This is a genomic window from Streptomyces sp. 135, assembly GCF_020026305.1.
Taxonomy (GTDB): Bacteria; Actinomycetota; Actinomycetes; order Streptomycetales; family Streptomycetaceae; genus Streptomyces.
The window spans coordinates 1,346,366-1,364,032 of record NZ_CP075691.1 but is presented as its reverse complement, the minus strand read 5'-3'; the positions used below and the strand labels follow the sequence as shown (position 1 = coordinate 1,364,032).

General features: G+C 72.2%; 15 protein-coding genes, 1 pseudogene and 1 riboswitch. Of the genes and pseudogenes, 11 read left to right on the top strand and 5 right to left on the bottom strand.

The annotated features are described in order from the left end of the window. Window positions 1–48: 48 nt before the first annotated feature. The gene (locus KKZ08_RS06275) at window positions 49–1,203 is read left to right on the top strand and encodes an ROK family transcriptional regulator (RefSeq protein WP_223773487.1); all 1,155 of its coding nucleotides are present in this window, start codon (window positions 49–51) and stop codon (window positions 1,201–1,203) included. Between the two features lie 159 nt (window positions 1,204–1,362). Here KKZ08_RS06275 and KKZ08_RS06270 read toward each other — a convergent pair. The 3 genes and pseudogenes from KKZ08_RS06270 to KKZ08_RS06260 all read right to left on the bottom strand — a co-directional run. Further along, window positions 1,363–2,016: pseudogene (locus KKZ08_RS06270) on the bottom strand (NAD(P)H-binding protein); the annotation flags it as partial. A 101-nt stretch (window positions 2,017–2,117) separates the two neighbouring features. Next, on the bottom strand, window positions 2,118–3,002 hold the full coding sequence (locus KKZ08_RS06265; RefSeq protein ID WP_223778934.1) for an RNA polymerase sigma-70 factor: 885 nt from the start codon (window positions 3,000–3,002) through the stop codon (window positions 2,118–2,120). Window positions 3,003–3,053: 51 nt separating this feature from the next. After that, window positions 3,054–5,339, bottom strand: coding sequence for a chitinase C-terminal domain-containing protein (locus KKZ08_RS06260; protein WP_223778933.1), 2,286 nt, complete (start codon window positions 5,337–5,339; stop codon window positions 3,054–3,056). Between the two features lie 278 nt (window positions 5,340–5,617). Further along, window positions 5,618–5,748: riboswitch (FMN riboswitch) on the top strand. A gap of 181 nt (window positions 5,749–5,929) precedes the next feature. On the opposite strand from KKZ08_RS06260, the gene ribD reads away from it, so the two are divergent. The 10 genes from ribD to KKZ08_RS06210 all read left to right on the top strand — a co-directional run bounded on the left by ribD (window position 5,930) and on the right by KKZ08_RS06210 (window position 14,434). Next, window positions 5,930–7,033 (top strand): bifunctional diaminohydroxyphosphoribosylaminopyrimidine deaminase/5-amino-6-(5-phosphoribosylamino)uracil reductase RibD, encoded by a 1,104-nt coding sequence (ribD, locus tag KKZ08_RS06255; RefSeq protein ID WP_223773486.1) that lies wholly within the window; start codon window positions 5,930–5,932, stop codon window positions 7,031–7,033. Between the two features lies 1 nt (window position 7,034). Then, window positions 7,035–7,649: a riboflavin synthase gene (locus KKZ08_RS06250; protein WP_223773485.1), complete on the top strand. Its 615-nt coding sequence runs from the start codon at window positions 7,035–7,037 to the stop codon at window positions 7,647–7,649. Between the two features lie 44 nt (window positions 7,650–7,693). Further along, window positions 7,694–8,293, top strand: coding sequence for a nicotinamide mononucleotide transporter family protein (locus KKZ08_RS06245; protein WP_223778932.1), 600 nt, complete (start codon window positions 7,694–7,696; stop codon window positions 8,291–8,293). Then, window positions 8,290–9,588 carry a bifunctional 3,4-dihydroxy-2-butanone-4-phosphate synthase/GTP cyclohydrolase II gene (locus KKZ08_RS06240; protein ID WP_223773484.1) on the top strand — a complete coding sequence of 433 codons (1,299 nt, stop codon included), beginning with the start codon at window positions 8,290–8,292 and terminating at the stop codon, window positions 9,586–9,588. Before KKZ08_RS06245 ends, KKZ08_RS06240 begins: the two co-directional genes overlap by 4 nt. A gap of 47 nt (window positions 9,589–9,635) precedes the next feature. Next, complete coding sequence (ribH, locus tag KKZ08_RS06235; RefSeq protein ID WP_223773483.1) at window positions 9,636–10,121, top strand: 6,7-dimethyl-8-ribityllumazine synthase; 486 nt, start codon at window positions 9,636–9,638, stop codon at window positions 10,119–10,121. 35 nt (window positions 10,122–10,156) lie between these two features. Continuing rightward, entirely contained in the window at window positions 10,157–10,429 is a 273-nt protein-coding gene (locus KKZ08_RS06230) for a phosphoribosyl-ATP diphosphatase (RefSeq protein ID WP_223773482.1), read from the top strand. A gap of 67 nt (window positions 10,430–10,496) precedes the next feature. Then, a complete protein-coding gene (hisG, locus tag KKZ08_RS06225) occupies window positions 10,497–11,345 on the top strand; it encodes an ATP phosphoribosyltransferase (RefSeq protein ID WP_223773481.1) in 849 nt (282 codons plus the stop codon). A gap of 21 nt (window positions 11,346–11,366) precedes the next feature. After that, window positions 11,367–11,807, top strand: a complete 441-nt coding sequence (locus KKZ08_RS06220) for a PH domain-containing protein (protein WP_223773480.1) — start codon at window positions 11,367–11,369, stop codon at window positions 11,805–11,807. A 198-nt stretch (window positions 11,808–12,005) separates the two neighbouring features. Further along, on the top strand, window positions 12,006–13,349 hold the full coding sequence (locus KKZ08_RS06215; RefSeq protein ID WP_223773479.1) for a hemolysin family protein: 1,344 nt from the start codon (window positions 12,006–12,008) through the stop codon (window positions 13,347–13,349). Then, window positions 13,346–14,434, top strand: coding sequence for a hemolysin family protein (locus KKZ08_RS06210; RefSeq protein ID WP_223773478.1), 1,089 nt, complete (start codon window positions 13,346–13,348; stop codon window positions 14,432–14,434). Before KKZ08_RS06215 ends, KKZ08_RS06210 begins: the two co-directional genes overlap by 4 nt. A gap of 36 nt (window positions 14,435–14,470) precedes the next feature. On the opposite strand, the gene KKZ08_RS06205 is transcribed toward KKZ08_RS06210, so the two are convergent. Next, a complete protein-coding gene (locus tag KKZ08_RS06205) occupies window positions 14,471–16,363 on the bottom strand; it encodes an AAA family ATPase (protein WP_223773477.1) in 1,893 nt (630 codons plus the stop codon). 444 nt (window positions 16,364–16,807) lie between these two features. Beyond that, a complete protein-coding gene (locus KKZ08_RS06200) occupies window positions 16,808–17,482 on the bottom strand; it encodes an AAA family ATPase (protein WP_223773476.1) in 675 nt (224 codons plus the stop codon). Window positions 17,483–17,667 lie beyond the last annotated feature (185 nt).

Below are 17,667 nucleotides of genomic sequence, written 5' to 3'. Positions count from 1 at the left end.
TCAGGAACCCTGCCTGATAAATAGAAGCCCTTGTGGAAGGATCCCGGCATGCCTGCCTCACCCAGTACTGCCCGGGCCATCAACGACCGGCTCGCGCTGGGCTTCCTACAGAGCGAAGGGCCCCTGACCGCGAACCAGTTGAAGCAGCTCACCGGTCTGTCCCGGCCCTCGGTCGCCGATCTCGTCGAACGCCTCCAGGGGTCCGGGCTCATCACCGTCGTCGGTGAGGCGGGTGCCCAGCGGCGCGGCCCGAACGCCCGGCTCTACGGGATCGTCGCCGACCGGGCCCACCTCGCCGCGCTCGACGTACGCACCGACAGTGTCTCCGTCGTCGTGACCGACCTGCTCGGCGCGGTGCTCGCCGAGGCGTCCGCGCCCATCGGCGGCGACACCGCGTCCGCGGTGGAGAGCGTCCTCACCCTCGTGGAGAGCGCCGCGCGCGAGGGCGGCGCCCAGCGGCTGCACACCGTCGGCATCGGCGCGCCCGGCCTCATCGACCCGGTCACCGGCGACCTGCACGACACGACCTCCCTGCCCGCCTGGCACCGCGGTCTCGCCGGCGCCCTCCAGGAGCGGCTCGGCGCGCGCGTCCTGGTGGAGAACGAGACCAACCTCGCGGCCCGCGCCGAACAGCGGGACGGCGCCGCCCGCGACCGGGACACCTTCGTGCTGCTCTGGCTCGGCGAAGGCGTGGGCGCGGCCGTCGTGCTCGACGGGGCGCTGCGCAGGGGTGCGTCCGGCGGCACCGGGGAGATCGGCTTCCTGCCGGTGCCGGGCACGGGCTCCCTGCCGTCCGCCACCGCCTGTGAGGGCGGTTTCCACTCGCTGGCCTGCGCCGCCGCGCTCCGTGCGCTCGGCGCGGAGCACGGGCTCGTGCGGCCCGGCATGTCCGCCGCCGACGTGGTGCGGCACGCGGTGGAGGCCCGCGAGGACGCCTTCCTGGACGCTGTCGCGGACCGCGTGGCCATCGGCACCGCCGCGATGGCCGCGATCCTCGACCCCGGGTGCGTCGTACTCGGCGGCGAGGTCGGCCGCGCGGGCGGCACCGCGCTGGCCGCCCGCGTAGAGACCCGCGTCACCGCCATGTCACCACTGCCCACAGAAATCCGCGCCGGCGAACTGGGCGGCTCGGCGGTGACCCGCGGCGCACTCCTCGCGGCCCGGGACACGGCCCAGGACGAACTCTTCGGACCGCGCCCCTGAGCGGGGGAGTGGCTGCGGCGGAACTGGGGTGGCTCGGCGGTCGCGCGCTCCTCGCCGCCCGGGACAGCCCGGGCCGGACTCCTCGTGGCCGTGCCCCTGCCCGGCCCCGCGCGATGCGCGCGGGCGGTCACCTCGCTCCTGGCCGGGCGGTGGGGAAGGGTATGTCCTGCCCGCCAGGGGCACCCGCAGCACCGGGCGGCGTTTGCCGGTCGCCCGCAGGTAGGCGTGGGCCAGGTCGGTGAAGGCGCGGACCTGGGGGCCGCCCATGTCGGCGACCCGGCCGGCCGGGGGAGCGGCCGCCAGCTCCGCGAGGCGTGCCGCGACCTCGTCGGCCGCGATCGGCTGATCGCTGACGCCCGCCGGCAACAACAGGACGGGAAGCCTGGCCGCCCCGGCCAGCACCCTCAGGACCAGGTCATGGAATTGCGTGGTCCGCAGCACCGTCCAGCCCAGCCCGGACTCCTCGACCAGCTTCTCCACGGCGAGCTTCGCCCGGTAGCAGCCGAGCGGCACCCGGTCGACGCCGACGATCGAGATGTAGACGAGGTGCCCGACGCCGGCCTTCCGCGCCGCCTCGATCAGATTCCGCGCGGCCCGTTCGTCACCGCCGCGCGGCGTGCTCGCGCAGTGGACGATCACGTCCACGCCGGCCACCGCGGCGTCCAGCCCCGGCCCCGCCCCGTCCCGCAGATCGACGGCGTACGGCTGCGAGCGGCGGCTCAGCACCCGCACGTCGTGGCCGTCCGAGCGCAGCCGCTCGGTCACGAGGCGGCCGAGGGTTCCGGTGCCGCCGGTCACCAGGATCGTGGTCATCACAAGGCTCCTTCACAGTGCGGGACGCCGCGTCCGCGTCCGTCACCAGCTCAGAACCGGGCAGCCCGCGAAAACGTGACACCCGGCCCGCACACCACGGCTCAGCACGCGGCCAACTGGCGCTCCGCGAAGGCCGGCTTGTCCGGATTGACCACCGCCCGCGCCCCGCGCACGGCCCCGCCGCCCATCTCGAACGACGCGATGCCCATCAGCCGCCCCGCCACGTGCGCGACCAGCGCGGGCGAGCCATTGACCTCGGCGTGCGAGAAGTCCATCGCGGGCCCGAAGTTCTCCATGCCGCCCACCAGGAACCGCACCACCTTCGCGCGCCCCAGGATCGGCCTGCGGGCCGCGGTGACCTTGCCCCCGCCGTCGCCCCACCACGTCACGTCCGCGGCCAGCATCTTCTCCAGACCCGCGACGTCCCCCTCACGGGCCGCGGCGAGGAACGACTCGACGAACTCCCGCCGCACCTCACGCCCCGGCTCGAAGCGGGGCCGCTCCTCGGCCACCGCCCGCGCCGCCCTGCGGTACAGCTGACGACAGCCGGCCTCGCTCAGCTCCAGCACGCCCGCGATCTCCCGGTGGCTGTACGCGAACGCCTCGCGCAGCACGTACACCGCGCGCTCTCTCGGAGTGAGCCGCTCCAGGAGGACGAGCAGCGCCATCGGCACGGAGTCCCGCTGCTCCGCCGACTCCAGCGGGCCGAGCACACCACCGGACGTGATCACCGGCTCCGGCAGCCAGGCCCCGACGTACTCCTCGCGCCGGGCGCGGGCCGACGTCAGCCGGTTCAGACAGAGGCGGGTGACGACCCCGGCCAGCCAGGCGGCGGGCCGTTCGATGTCCGCGCGCCGCGCGCCGCTCCAGCGCAGGTACGCGTCCTGGACGGCGTCCTCCGCCTCCTGCGCCGACCCGAGCATCCGGTACGCCAGGCCGAACATACGGGGGCGGTGGGACTCGAACTCCTCGGCCAGGGCCGTCATCGTGCTCACGCCCACAGGGTGTCGAACCCCGTGGGCGTGAGCGTCAAGGGGTCAGCAGGCTCCCAGGTCCTGCCAGACACCCCACTCGCCGCCGGCGCCCGGCTCGTCGCCCTTCGTCCACCACTTGGCCTTCCAGGTGCGGGACTTGTGGGAGACGGTCGTCCCGGAGCCGTACTCGGACGACGAACTCCACGCGGGAGCCGTGCACTTGCCCGGCGCCGGCGGGTCGGTCGGCCCCGGCGGGTCGGTCGGTCCGGTGCCCGTGCCCGGCTCGACGACCGTGGTGCCGCGCGCCAGGTCACCCGCGAGCGCGTACGTCGTGCCGCTGATGTTCACCGTCCAGTTCCACGGGGTGGACACCGGCAGGTAGTAGTTGAAGGAGAGGTCCACGGACGCGCCGGGCGCCAGCGACTGCCAGGCCGGGAGCTTCAGCGAGACCCGGTGGAAGTCGCCCTTCAGACCGCCGACGTTGCTGCCCGTGTGGTCGCTGCTGATCACCTTCGTACCGAAGCCGGACTGGTCGGAGGCGTTGCCCGGGGCCGAGGTGGAGTAGTCGAACTGGAACTCCGTGCCGCCCGGCAGCGCCGTCTTCGTGTTGTTGGTGATCTTCACCTTGGGCGTGATCGGGTAGTTGGAGTCGCCGAGCTTGAAGTCGCCGAACTCCACACCGACGTCCACGGCCTTGGTGGGCATCTCCTTGTTCGCGACCTTCGCGCCGTACGGCTTGGCGGTCTTGAACTTGTCGTGCATCAGGGAGGTGAGCGTGTCACCCATCTCGTACTGGCCCTTGGCGGCGTTCCAGTCGTAGTCGCCCGCCATCTCCCAGACCATCGTCCCGCCGATGCCCCGGTCGATCACGTAGTCGGCCTTCTTCGCCACCGACTCCTCGTCCTCCGTCGACAGGAAGACCTTCTTCTCCGCGTTCCACAGCCACGGCGCGACCAGCGCGGAGCTGTACTTGCGCGCGTAGCTGCCGGTCAGCTTGGTGTCCGCCGGGAAGCCGTACTTCGTGACGTAGTCGCCGACGATCCCCTTCTCCAGGTTCTTGGCGTGCCACATCGGGTTGGAGCCCGCGGGGGACTCCTTGCCGTTGTCGTCCTTGTCGTGCCAGAGGTTGTCGATGCCGACCGCGCCGTCACCGCACTTGGTCAGGCCGGAACCGGCAGGACAGCTGCTCGCCGCCGCCTTGCCCCACAGCCCGTCGGTGCCGCCCTGCACGTTCTTGTGGCCCCGCGTGTAGTACGGCAGGCCGATGTTGATGCGCCCGGCGGGCATCGAACCGCGGAAGTAGTGGTACGCCCAGTCGGTGTTCAGATAGCCGATGCCGCCGTACTGCTGGCTGCCGTAGACACCCGCGGCCGCCAGCTCGGCGTCCTTGCCGTCGTCGAAGAGGGAGGCGTTGGGCCCGACGTACTCGTTCCAGGCGCCGTGCAGGTCGTACGACATGATGTTGACGTAGTCCAGGTACTTCTGGACCTGGAAGGTCTCCATGCCGCGCAGCAGATAGCCGGACGAGGGGGCCGCCACGGTCAGCATGTAGTGCTTGCCGTCGGCCGCGCCCGCCTTGTCGAGCTTCTCGCGCAGGGCCTTCATCAGGGCCGCGTAGCCCTTGACCAGGCCGCCGCGCCGGGCGTTGGAGATCGGGAAGTCGGCCGGGTGGCCCGCGTCCTTCATCGACGTCGGGTACTCGTAGTCGATGTCGACGCCGTTGAAGCCGTACTTCTTGATGAAGGCGACCGCGGAGTCGGCGAAGGTGTTGATGCCCGCCTGGTTCACCGAGCCGTCGGCGTTGGTGGCCATCGAGTAGAAGCCGCCGGAGCCCACGCGCTTGCCGTCGTCACCGAAGTAGCCGCCCGTCTCGGCCCAACCGCCCACCGATATCAGCGTCTTGACGTTCGGGTGCTGCTTCTTGAACTTGTTGAGCAGGTTGAAGTGGCCCTTGTAGGGCAGCGCGGGGTCCATCTCGGCGCCCGCGACGCCCGGCCAGGTCATGCCGGTGGCGGCGTTCTTCTCGCCGTCCGGGCCGACGGAGACCTTGTTGTCCTTGTCGACGTGCGCGAAGGCGTAGTTGACGTGGGTGACCTTGTCCCAGGGGACGTCCGGGGCGAGGTAGGCGGGCTCACCGTTCTTGCCGGTGCGCCAGCCCGTGAAGTAGCCGATGACGCGCCGCTGGTGGTCGGCGCCCATCTTCTCGCGCCCGTCACCGTCGTAGACGGAGCAGTAGGGGACGTCGACACCGGGTGTCTTGTAGAGGCCGTCGGGACGGCAGGACGCGTGGTCGGTGGACGCGTCACCGGCGGCGTGCGAGACGCTGCCGGAGACCAAGCTGAGCAGCATTCCGGCGACGGCGGCGCCGGTCGCGAACAGCGCTGGTCTCGCGCGGTTGAGGGACGGCAAGAGGGCCTCCTGGGGGCGGTGCGGAACACGCACGGTGCGGAACGCGAACGGAGCGGCTCCGAGGTGACGCAGAGATTAAAAGGACTAGACCAGTCGGTCAATAGGTCTGGACCAAAATGGTTGAAGAGAAGATGGAGCGGGCATGCTGTGAGCCAGGCCACAGTCGATCACCCGCATGGCCCTCGATCGGACGTGGCAGACTGACCATGTACCAGAAGCAGCGCACTCCGGGGTCGGTGTAATTCCGAACCGGCGGTTACAGTCCGCGACCCGGCCGCCTCCAGCGGCCGGTTGACCAGGTGAAATTCCTGGACCGACGGTGAAAGTCCGGATGGGAGGCAGTGCGCGGCGGGCGGGCGTCTTTGCGCGCCGTCGTAGTGACGTGTTCCTGGCCCAGGCCAGGAGTGGTTTCCGGGATCTCCCGGGACAGGTGTCATCCGACGTCGGCGTCGCTCCAGGTGTCGTCGTCCGTTCCATGTCGTCGTCATCGACAGCCCCGGAGTCCGTGCCCGAAGAGGCAGGAGGACCCGGTGGCCACCGCCGTAGCCGAAGCAGCCGCCATGCGGCGCGCCATCGCGCTCGCCGCGCGCGGACTCGGTTCCACCAGCCCCAACCCCGTCGTCGGCTGCGTCATCCTCGACGCGTCCGGCGAAGTCGCGGGCGAGGGCTGGCACCAGCGGGCCGGCGGCCCGCACGCCGAGGTCAACGCCCTGCGCGCCGCGGGCGACGCGGCCCGCGGCGGCACCGCCCTCGTCACCCTGGAACCCTGCAACCACACCGGCCGCACCGGCCCGTGCGCGCAGGCCCTCATCGCCGCCGGCGTCACCCGCGTCGTCTACGCCGTGGCCGACCCCGACCCCACCGCGACGGGGGGCGCGCAGACCCTGCGGGCAGCCGGGATCTCCGTCGCGCAGGGCCTCCTGGAGGAGGCGGCCGCCGAGGGGAACGCCGCCTGGCTGACCTCAGTTCGGCTCGGGCGCCCCCACGTCACCTGGAAGTACGCCGCCACCCTCGACGGCCGCGTCGCCGCCGCCGACGGCACCAGCCGCTGGATCACCTCCGCCGAGTCCCGCGCCGACGTGCACCGGCTGCGCGCCGAGAGCGACGCCGTCGTCGTCGGCTCCGGCACCCAGCGCGCCGACGACCCGCACCTCGCGGTGCGGACCGTCGCGGACACGGGAACAGCCGCCGTCCAGCCGCTGCGGGTCGTCGTCGACACCAACGGCACCGCCGTCACCCCCGGCGCCCGCGTCCTGGACGACACGGCGCCGACACTGATCGCCGTCGCCGACGACGCCACGCCCGCGTACGAAGGCGCGGAAACCGTCCGGCTGCCGCGCTCGGCGGAAGGCGGGTTGGACATCCCAACCCTGCTCGACGTGCTCCACGCGCGTGGCGTGCGCTCCGTCCTCCTCGAAGGCGGCCCGACGCTCGCCGGGGCCTTCGTCGCCGCCCGCGCCGTCGACCGCGTCATCGGCTACCTCGCCCCCGTCCTGCTGGGCGCGGGCCCCGCCGCCCTGAGCGGCGGCGGAATCACGACCATCACCGAAGCGTTGCGGCTCGACGTGAGCGAGACCGTCCGCCTCGGGCCCGATCTGCGCGTCACCGCGACCCTCGTAGCGAAGGAGCACTGAAGTGTTCACCGGAATCGTCGAAGAGCTGGGCGAGATCACCGCCGTCGAGAACCTCCCCGACGCGTCCCGGTTCCGCCTGCGCGGCCCCGTCGTCACCGAGGGCGCCAAGCACGGCGACTCCATCGCCGTCAACGGCGTCTGTCTGACGGTCGTCGAGCACGAGGGCGACGAGTTCACCGCCGACGTGATGGCGGAGACCCTGAAGCGCTCCAGCCTCGGCGCGCTCACGGCCGGCTCCCGCGTCAACCTGGAGCGCCCCACCTCGGTCGGCGCGCGCCTCGGCGGCCACATCGTGCAGGGTCACGTCGACGGCACCGGCACGATCGTCGCGCGGGAGCCCTCCGAGAACTGGGAGATCGTCAAGGTCTCCCTCCCCGCCGACCTCTCCCGCTACGTCGTGGAGAAGGGCTCCATCACGGTCGACGGCGTCAGCCTCACCGTGGTCGAGGCCGGCCCCGACTACTTCACCATCAGCCTCATCCCCACCACCCTCGCGCTGACCACGCTCGGCATCAAGCAGCCCGGCGACCCGGTCAACCTCGAGGTCGACATCATCGCCAAGTACGTGGAGCGCCTCCTCGGCGACCGCGCCCAGCAGCAGGAGGCCACCAAGTGAGCTGGCTCAACTCCGAGGCCTTCACGGCCTTCGACCAGCACATCATGTGGTCCGACATGATCGGCAACACCGTCGGCCTCATCGCCCTCGCCCTCGGCTGGCGGCGCTCGATATGGACCTGGCCCGCCCAGCTCCTGTCCGGCGTCATCCTCGTCGCCGCCTACGCCTCCGCGCAGCTCTCCGGCGGCGTCGGCAAGCAGCTCCTCGTCATCGGCGTCGCGCTGTGGGGCTGGCGGCTGTGGACGCGCGGCACGCAGCAGGCGCAGGACGGCTCCATCGCCATCCGCTTCGCGACCTGGAAGGAGCGGGGCGTCCTGCTCGCGGGCACCGCCGTCGGCACGCTCGCGGTCGGCGCGCTGTTCACCGCCGTCCCCTCACTGTCCTGGAACCCCTGGCCGGACGCCTACATCTTCGTCGGCACGCTCGCCGCGATGGTCGCCCAGGCCCGCGGCCTCGTCGAATTCTGGTTCGCCTGGCTGCTCGTCGACGTGGTCGGCGTGCCGCTCGCCTTCAGCAGCGGCCTGGCCTTCTCCGGCCTGGTCTACGTCGTCTACCTCGCCCTCGTCCTGTGGGGCATGCGCGACTGGTGGCTGCGCTCCCGCGCGGCGGCCTCCCGGCCCGTCATGGAAGGAGCCCCGGCATGACCACGGCACCTGTCTGGTACAGCACCGCCCTCAACGAGGACACCTCGGACCTGTCCCTCGACCCGGTGGAGCAGGCCATCCGCGACATCGCGGCCGGCCGCCCCGTCGTGGTCGTCGACGACGAGGACCGCGAGAACGAGGGCGACCTCGTCGTCGCCGCCGAGAAGGCGACCCCCGAGATCGTCGCCTTCATGATGAGCGAGTGCCGCGGCCTGATCTGCGCCCCCATGGAGGCCGAGGAGCTCGACCGGCTGCGGCTGCCGCAGATGGTCGAGGACAACACCGAGTCGATGAGCACGGCCTTCACCGTCTCCGTCGACGCCTCCGCCGCGCACGGCGTCACCACCGGCATCTCCGCCGACGACCGCGCCACCACCCTCCGGCTCCTCGCCGGCGGCGCGGCCTCGGCCGGCGACTTCGTGCGCCCCGGGCACATCTTCCCGCTGCGCGCCCGCTCCGGCGGCGTCCTCGCCCGCAACGGCCACACCGAGGCCGCCGTCGACCTCGCCCGCCTCGCGGGCCTGCGCCCCGCCGGTGCCATCGTGGAGATCGCGGGCGAGGACGGCAAGATGCTGCGCCTGCCCGAGCTGATCCCCTTCGCCCGCAAGCACGGCCTGACGATCATCTCCATCGAGGACCTGATCGCCTACCGCCGCTCCTCGGAGCCCACCGTCCGCCGCGAGGCCGAGGTCCGGCTGCCCACCGCCTTCGGCGACTTCACGGCGTACGGCTACCGCTCCACCGTAGACGGCGTCGAACACGTCGCCCTCGTCCACGGCGACATCGGCGAGGGCGAGGACGTCCTCGCCAGGCTGCACTCCGAGTGCCTGACCGGCGACGTCTTCCACTCGCTCCGCTGCGACTGCGGGCCGCAGCTGGAGGAGTCCATGCGGCGCATCACCGAGGAGGGCCGCGGCGTCGTCGTCTACCTCCGCGGCCACGAGGGGCGCGGCATCGGCCTCCTCTCCAAGCTGCGGGCGTACGAACTCCAGGAGCGCGGCAGCGACACCCTCGACGCCAACCTCGAACTCGGCCTGCCCGCCGACGCCCGCGACTACGGCGCGGGCGCCCGCATCCTGGACGACCTCGGCGTGCGCGGCGTACGGCTGATGACCAACAACCCCGACAAGGTCGACGCCGTCCTGCGGCACGGCCTGAAGGTCGCCGGGCGCGAGCCCATGCCGGTCCAGGCCGGCGAGCACAACCTCCGCTACCTGCGCACCAAGCGGGACCGGATGGGCCACGACCTGCCCTGGCTGGACGCCCCCGGCGTCTCCGCCTGCGGCAACCAGTAAGCGCACGACCCCGTCATCCCCGTCATCGAGAACCGAAGGAGAAGCGCGTGAGCGGCAAGGGCGCACCCGAACTGAGCGTGAAGAACTGCGGCGACCTGCGGGTCGCGGTGATCGCCGCGCAGTGGCACGAGAAGGTCATGGACGGCCTCGTCGACGGCGCCCTGCGCGCCCTGAACGAGCTCGGCATCAGCGAGCCGACCGTCCTGCGCGTGCCGGGCAGCTTCGAGCTGCCGGTCGTCGCGAAGGTCCTGGCCGGACGCGGCTACGACGCGATCGTGGCGCTCGGCGTCGTCATCCGCGGCGGCACCCCGCACTTCGAGTACGTGTGCCAGGGCGTCACGCAGGGCCTCACCCAGGTCTCCGTCGACACCGGCGTCCCGGTCGGCTTCGGCGTACTGACCTGCGACACGGAGGAGCAGGCCCTGGACCGCGCGGGCATCGAGGGCTCCAGCGAGGACAAGGGGCACGAAGCGGTCACCGCGGCCGTGGCCACCGCCACCACGCTCCGTACCGTCTCCGAGCCCTGGCGCTGAGCGGGTCCGGGCGGGCGCGTAGAGTGAACGGCATCATGTCCAAGAAGACTTTCGAGGAGCTCTTCACCGAGCTCCAGCACAAGGCCGCCAACGGCGACCCCACGACCTCCCGCACCGCCGAGCTGGTCGGCAAGGGCGTCCATGCCATCGGCAAGAAGGTCGTCGAGGAGGCCGCCGAAGTCTGGATGGCCGCCGAGTACGAGGGCAAGGAAGCAGCCGCCGAGGAGATCTCGCAGCTGCTCTACCACGTCCAGGTGATGATGGTCGCCCGCGGCATCTCCCTCGACGACGTCTACGCCCACCTCTGAGCCGTACACCCTTTCGTACGCCGGCCGAATCAGCTCGACTCCCCATCACGCAAAGGAAGCCCGCCTCATGCTGCGCATCGCCGTCCCCAACAAGGGTTCACTGTCCGGACCTGCGTCGGCGATGCTCCATGAGGCCGGATACCAGCAGCGCAAGGAGTCCAAGGAACTCGTCCTCGTCGACCCCGAGAACGAGGTCGAGTTCTTCTACCTCCGGCCCAAGGACATCGCGATCTACGTCTCGGCCGGCAGGCTCGACATCGGCATCACCGGCCAGGACCTGCTGGTCGACTCCGGTGCCGACGCCGAGGTGATCCTGCCGCTGGGCTTCGCCCGCTCCACCTTCCGCTTCGCCGCCAAGCCGGGCACGGCCACCGGCATCGAGGACCTCGCGGGCAAGACCGTCGCGACCTCCTACGAGGGCATCGTCGCCAAGCACCTCGCGGACAGCGGCGTGAACGCCTCCGTCGTCCACCTCGACGGCGCCGTCGAGACCGCCATCGAACTCGGCGTCGCCCAGGTCATCGCGGACGTCGTGGAGACCGGCACCTCCCTGCGCAACGCGGGCCTTGAGGTCTTCGGCGACCCGATCATGAAGTCCGAGGCGGTCGTCATCCGGCGCACCGGCGCCGACGCCGCCGAGCCGAAGGTGCAGCAGTTCCTCCGCCGTCTCCAGGGCGTCCTGGTCGCCCGGGCGTACGTGATGATGGACTACGACTGCCGCGCCGAGCACCTGGAGCGGGCCGTCGCCCTCACGCCGGGCCTCGAGTCCCCGACGATCTCCCCGCTGCACAACGAAGGCTGGGTCGCCGTGCGCTCCATGGTCCCCGCCAAGGACGCGCAGCGCGTCATGGACGACCTGTACGCCCTCGGGGCGCGGGCCATCCTCACCACCGCCATCCACGCATGCCGTCTCTGAACCCGCAGAAGGACCCGCCTCGTGTCTGAGCCCCCCGCTCTCCCCGTCACCTTCCGGCCGAAGCGGACCAGGGCGGTGCTGCTCGGCGCGGGCACGGTGATCTTCGTGGTCATCACGGTGATCGCCTTCCTGCTGCCCACGCTCAGCCCGGGCGAGCGGGCCAGCTTCGTCTTCACCGGTGCTCTGCTCTTCGGCGTGCTCCTGCTGCTCAGCAGGCCCAAGGTGGTCGCCGACGACTCCGGGGTGTCCGTCGTCAACATCGCGACGAGCCGCCGCCTGGCCTGGGCCGAGATCGTCCAGGTCACCCTGCGCCCCGGCGACCCCTGGGTGTTCCTCAACCTCAGTGACGGCACCAGCCTGCCCGCCCTCGGCATCCAGCCCGGCATCGCCAGGGAGCAGGCCGTCACCGACGCCAAGGCCCTGAGAGCCCTCGTGGACGCCCGGACGCCGCAAGGGGACTGACGTTCCGCGGCGCGTCGTGATTAATCTGGTGGCGGGGCGCGCCCAGCGTGCCGCCCCGCCCCTGACGGGCCCGCCCGGCCCCCAGGGGCTCCTGCTATCCGAGGAGTGACTCCCTCCGGCGATGGACGGATCGTCCTGTAGTACCTGCGCCGCCCTCTCCCGACATACCGGGACCCGTACGACCGGAGGGGCGGCGGCATGACAGTCCCCCTTCTGCTCCTCGCGGCGGCATTCCTGCTGATCCTCGCCAACGGCTTCTTCGTGGCGGCCGAGTTCGGCCTCGTCACCGTCGAGCGGGCCGACGCGGAGAAGGCCGCGGCCGACGGCGACCGCCGGGCCCGCACGGTCGTCGACGCCCTCAAGGAGCTGTCCTTCCAGCTCTCCGGCACCCAGCTCGGCATCACCATCACCTCGCTCGTCGTCGGCATGCTCGCCGAGCCGGCCCTCGCGCACCTGCTCGCGGGCCCGTTCACGGCGATCGGCGTCCCCGGCGGTGCCGTCGGCGGTGTCTCCGTGATGGTCGGCATGCTGCTCGCCTCCGCCGTGCAGATGGTCATCGGCGAACTGGTGCCCAAGAACTGGGCGGTCTCCAGGCCGCTCCAGGTCGCGCGGTTCGTCGCGGGCCCGCAGCACGTCTTCGCGCGGCTCTTCCGGCCGGTGATCTCCCTGCTGAACGCCGTGGCCAACCGGCTGGTGCGCGCGCTCGGCGTCGAGCCCGCCGAGGAGCTGGCCTCGGCCCGCACCCCCGGCGAACTGGTCTCCCTGGCCCGGCACTCGGCCCGGGCCGGCGCCCTGGAGCAGGACACCGCCGACCTGTTCGTCCGTACCCTCTCCCTCGGCGAGCTGACCGCGCAGCACGTCATGACGCCGCGCGTGAAGGTCAGCGCGCTCCAGTCGTCGGCGACCGCCGAGGACGTGGTGAACCTGACGCGCGCCACCGGCCTGTCCCGCTTCCCGGTCTACCGCGAGCGGATCGACGAGATCGTCGGCATGGTGCACCTCAAGGACGCCCTCGCGGTCCCCGCCCACGAGCGGCTGCGCACCCCGGTGAGCCGCATCGCGCAGGCCCCCCTCCTCGTCCCCGAGACGCTGCCCGTGCAGCCGCTCCTGGCGCGCCTGCGCAGCGAGCAGCCCATGGCCGTCGTCGTCGACGAGTACGGCGGCACCGCCGGAGTGGTCACCCTGGAGGACATCGTCGAGGAACTCGTCGGCGAGGTGCGCGACGAGCACGACCTGCTGGACGTGCCCGAGCTGTGCCCCGTGCCGCCCGAGGACGGCAGGCCCGCCTGGGACGCCGACGGCAGCTGCCGCGTCGACACCCTGCGGCGCATAGGACTCGACGTACCCGAGGGGCCCTACGAGACGGTGGCGGGCCTCGTCGCCGATCTCCTCGGCCGCATCCCGGCCCCCGGCGACCGGGCCGAACTCCCCGGCTGGCGGCTCTCCGTGCGCCAGGTCGGGCACAACCGCGCCGAGCGGGTCAGGATCGCCATGACGGCGGACGCCCCGGCGCTCGCGGCGGCCGCGGAGGCGGGCCGATGAGTCTGCTCCAGCTCCTCTTCGCCGTCCTGCTGGTGCTCGCCAACGGCTTCTTCGTCGGCGCCGAGTTCGCGCTCGTCTCCGTACGCCGCAGCCAGATCGAGCCCCTGGACACCAAGCGGGCCCGCCAGGTCCTCTACGGCCTCGAACACCTGCCGCAGATGATGGCGGCCGCCCAGTTCGGCATCACCGTCTGCTCGCTGACGCTCGGCGCCGTCGCCGAGCCGACCGTGGCGCACCTCCTGGAGCCGCTCTTCCACGCGGCCCACCTGCCCGAGGGCGTGATCCACCCCCTCGGCTATGTGATCGCCCTCGCCGTCGTCGTCTTCCTGCACCTCGTCATCGGCGAGATGGTCCCGAAGAACCTCGCGATGGCGGCGCCCGAGAAGACCGCGCTCTGGTTCAGCCCCGGCCTGGTCGCCTTCGCGCGGCTGTGCCGGCCCGTGACGGTGGCGCTCGGGGCGTGCGCGCGCGTCGTCCTGAAGCTCTTCGGGGTGGAGCCCAAGGACGAGGTCGAGGCGGTCTTCACCAGCGAACAGCTCAACCGCCTCGTGGAGGACTCCGGCCAGGCGGGCCTGCTCGACCCCGAGGAGCAGGAGCGCCTGGAGGACGCCCTGGAGCTGGGGTCCCGCCCGGTGACGGACGTGCTCCTCGACCCCGCCTCGCTGGTCACGGTGGACGCCTCGGTCACCCCGGCCCAGGTGGTCGAGCTGACCGGCCGCACCGGCTACTCCCGCTTCCCGGTCCGCGCGGAGAACGGCGCCTTCATGGGCTACCTCCACGTCAAGGACGTACTGGATCTGGAGGAGACCGAGCGGGCCGTGCCCCAGCAGGTCTGGCGCCCGATGACGACACTGCGGGCGGAGCTGCCGCTCGACGACGCGCTGACCGTGATGCGGCGCGCCGCGACCCATCTGGCGCAGATCGCCGACGCCTCGGGCAGGGTGCTCGGCCTGGTCGCCCTGGAGGACGTCCTCGAACTCCTCGTCGGCGAGGTCCGCGACCCGGCCCACCGCGTGGCGGTGCCCCGCAGGCCGCAGGAGGCCACGGGCGGGCGCGGCAATCTGGACGGCGCACTCGTCGGGTGAGGGGGGCGTTCGACGGGCGGCGGGGCGCGCCGGGGCTCAGCAGCCCGGCGTGTCCTGCGGCCCGCGCCCCGAGAGCACCTCTCCGTACGCCTGCATCAGGTCCGGGAGCCGCAGCGTCGACAGGTCGTCGCGGTCCGGCTCGCCCGGATAGCCGGAGAGCCGCAGGTCGCGGTAGGCGCAGCTCTTCTCGTAGAGCGTGCGCAGGAAGCGGCCGTTGCCCAGCTCGTCGATCCAGCCCTGGTCGACGACGTGCCCGCTGATGGAGCGCAGCTCCTCCACGGCCTCCTCGTCCCACACGTCGCCGTTCTCGGCGGCCAGCACCTCGCCGATCGCCGTCAGCTCCAGGGGGCGGTACGAGGGGAAGTCGACCCGCGTCGTGAACCGCGAGGACAGGCCGGGGTTGGCGGCGAGCAGCCGGTCCATGCCCTCGGGGTAGCCGGCGAGGATCACCACGAGGTGGTCGCGGTTGTCCTCGGCCCGTTTCAGAAGCACCTGGAGCGCCTCGTCGCCGTACGCGTCGCCCTTGCCGTAGCCGGAGTTGGAGAGGGAGTACGCCTCGTCGACGAAGAGGACGCCGCCGATGGCCGAGTCGATCAGTTCGTTGGCCTTCACGGCGGTCTGGCCGAGGTACTCGCCGACGAGGTCGGCGCGCTGCGCCTCCACCAGATGGTCGCCGCCGAGCAGCCCGAGGGCGTAGAAGACGCGGCCGAGGATGCGGGCCACGGTGGTCTTGCCGGTGCCCGAGGGGCCCGAGAAGACGAAGTGTCGTTTCGGCGGCTGTACGGGCAGGCCCTGCGCGGTCCGCAGGCGTGCCATGTTCAGCTGCGCGGAGAGCGCCTTGACCTGGCGTTTCACCGGCTCCAGGCCGACCATGCCCTCCAGTTCGGCGAGCGCGGCCGCCAGGAGCGCGGGGTCGGTGGGCCCCGGCGGCAGCTGTGCGGGCCCCGGCTTGATGGGGATGACCGCCTTCTCGCGGACGGCGTCGGCCTCGGCGGAACCACTCTGCGCGGGGGGCGGCCCGCCCGGCGGCGGCTCTAGGCCGGTGACCTTCACGTCACGGCCCTCGGTGCCGAAGAGGACGTCGATGCCGTCGGGCCCCTCCAGCGCGTCCTGGCCGCCGCCCGCCAGGCTGATCGCGGCGGCGAGGTCGGCCGCCTCGTCGTAGCCGTCGCCCTCGGCGATCGCCGCGAGCCGTGCCGAGGTGTCCATGAAGGCGGCGTCGACCCGGTGCACCGCGCGGTACAGGGGCAGGGCCGCCGCCGAGCGTCCGGTGCCCTCGTGCGCGCGGGCCAGCCAGTACCGCAGTTCCTTGCGCTGGGGCTGCTCGCTGCGGCACCGCATCAGGGCGGCGGACAGCAGCGGCTCGGCCTGGCCGTACATCTCCAGGCGCACCCGGGCCATGCCGCCGAAGAGCCCCGCCTCGATGCCCAGCATCGGGTCGTCGATGAGCGGGTCGGTGTGCCGCACCAGCTGCTCCCAGTCCTTGACCAGGTAGGCGCGGCAGGCGTGCAGGAAGCGCACCTGCGGGTCCGCGTCGACGGGCGGCAGTCCGGCGAGCGCCCGGTCGAGCTCGGGGACGTGGCGGCCGTCGAGCCAGTGCGAGGCGTGGGCGAGCAGCAGGTCGCGCGAGCTCTCCAGGACGGGCTGGACCCACCAGCCCAGCCAGTACCAGGAGTTGAGGGTGCGCGCGTGCCGTGCCCGCTGCTCCCCGAACCGGGACCGGTGCTGGAACATCCGCAGCAGCGCCGTCGTCGTGTCGACGCGCAGCGCGTGCAGCCCGAGCCAGCCGTCCGCCATGCCGGGATCCATCCGCACCGCGGTACGGAACTCCTCCTCGGCCTGCGGATAGGCGCCCATCGTGTAGGCGTCGACGCCCCTCAGCCAGGCGAGGTCGGCCGGTGCGGGTGAGCCCACCGCGTCGAAGTCCATCACGTCCCCCACAAACCGTGCCCCCGTTTGCGTACCACCGGGCCGGTGCCCGCCGGCCACTTACTGAACCGCCGTGCTGCGGACGGGAGTTGATCCGGCGCGCAGAGCATCCGTCCGGAAAAGGCGCACCGATAGGCATCGTACCTGCGGGGGAGCGGTCGGCCGTAGGGTGCCGCAGTGCCGGATCGGCCGGAAAGGGCCGTCGGGGAGCGGGGTCGATGGTGACCGAGGGTGAGCGAATGGCGGCTCGGAGCGGTCGGGGATCGGGCCCGGAGGGCAGAACGAAGCCCCCGATCACGGGGGAACAACCGGGGGCTTCGCGTCTGCGGGCGGCCGCGGAAGGCCGCACAATCAGAACGTAAGTCCTGTAAGGCCCCTGGGTCAAGCGTAGTTGGGGCACTCGTGAAAAGTCGCCGGGCCAACTGGAAGGCGTTTTCCGGAGGTTCAGCGGACCGCCGACGACCCATCACCCTGCGTGACGGCTTGGGTTCCGACTGGCGCCCCACTGGGCCCCCGCAGCACCTCGTATCCCTCTGGACACTGTCGTACCAAGAGGTCGGCGAAGGGCCGGGAAGGGTCATCGGTGAAGTGCCGCAGTTCCGCCGGCTCCCACCCGTCCCAGAAGTCCCGCTGGACCGCGCCGTCCCTGCGGCGCCCCCGCTGCCACGCCGCCGCGCGCGGCACGTCCATCCACAGCACGGCGGCGAGGTGTCCGCGCAGCGCCCGGCGCCCCGCGCCGACGCCCTCGACGATCACCACGGGCGCCGGCGGCAGGGTCCGCTCGGCGGGGCCGAAGCGGCGCTCGGTCCAGTCGTACGGGGCGTAGCGCGCCGTCTCGCCGCGGGAAAGCGGGGCGAGGACCTGCCGCCGCAGGCGCTCGGTCCAGCCGAACAGCTGATCGTGGCTCGCGATGTCGTCGAGCCGCAGGACCGGCGCGCCGCCGAGCGCCTCGGCGAGGCGCCGCGCGAACGTCGACTTCCCCGAGCCCGCGTGCCCGTCCACGGCGACCAGCCGGACGGGGCCGCACGAGGGCGGCAGGCCGCGCAGGGCGGTCGCGAGAGCGGGCAGCCGGGTGGGCGAGGTGCGCGGGGTCTGCGGGGAACGCGGGTCAGGGGCCATCACCGGCAAGCCTACGGTGCGCGGAAGCAGGTGTTCCGCGCGCCGACCCAGGTCATGCCATTGGTTGAGGCCAATATTGATGCGCGCGGTGGTGCCCGAAGCGCTGGCAGAAGGCGGCCGGGACCGGCCATAGTTGCCCCACTTCCGTGCGGCCGACCACTTCCGTGTACCTGACCCGACCCTTC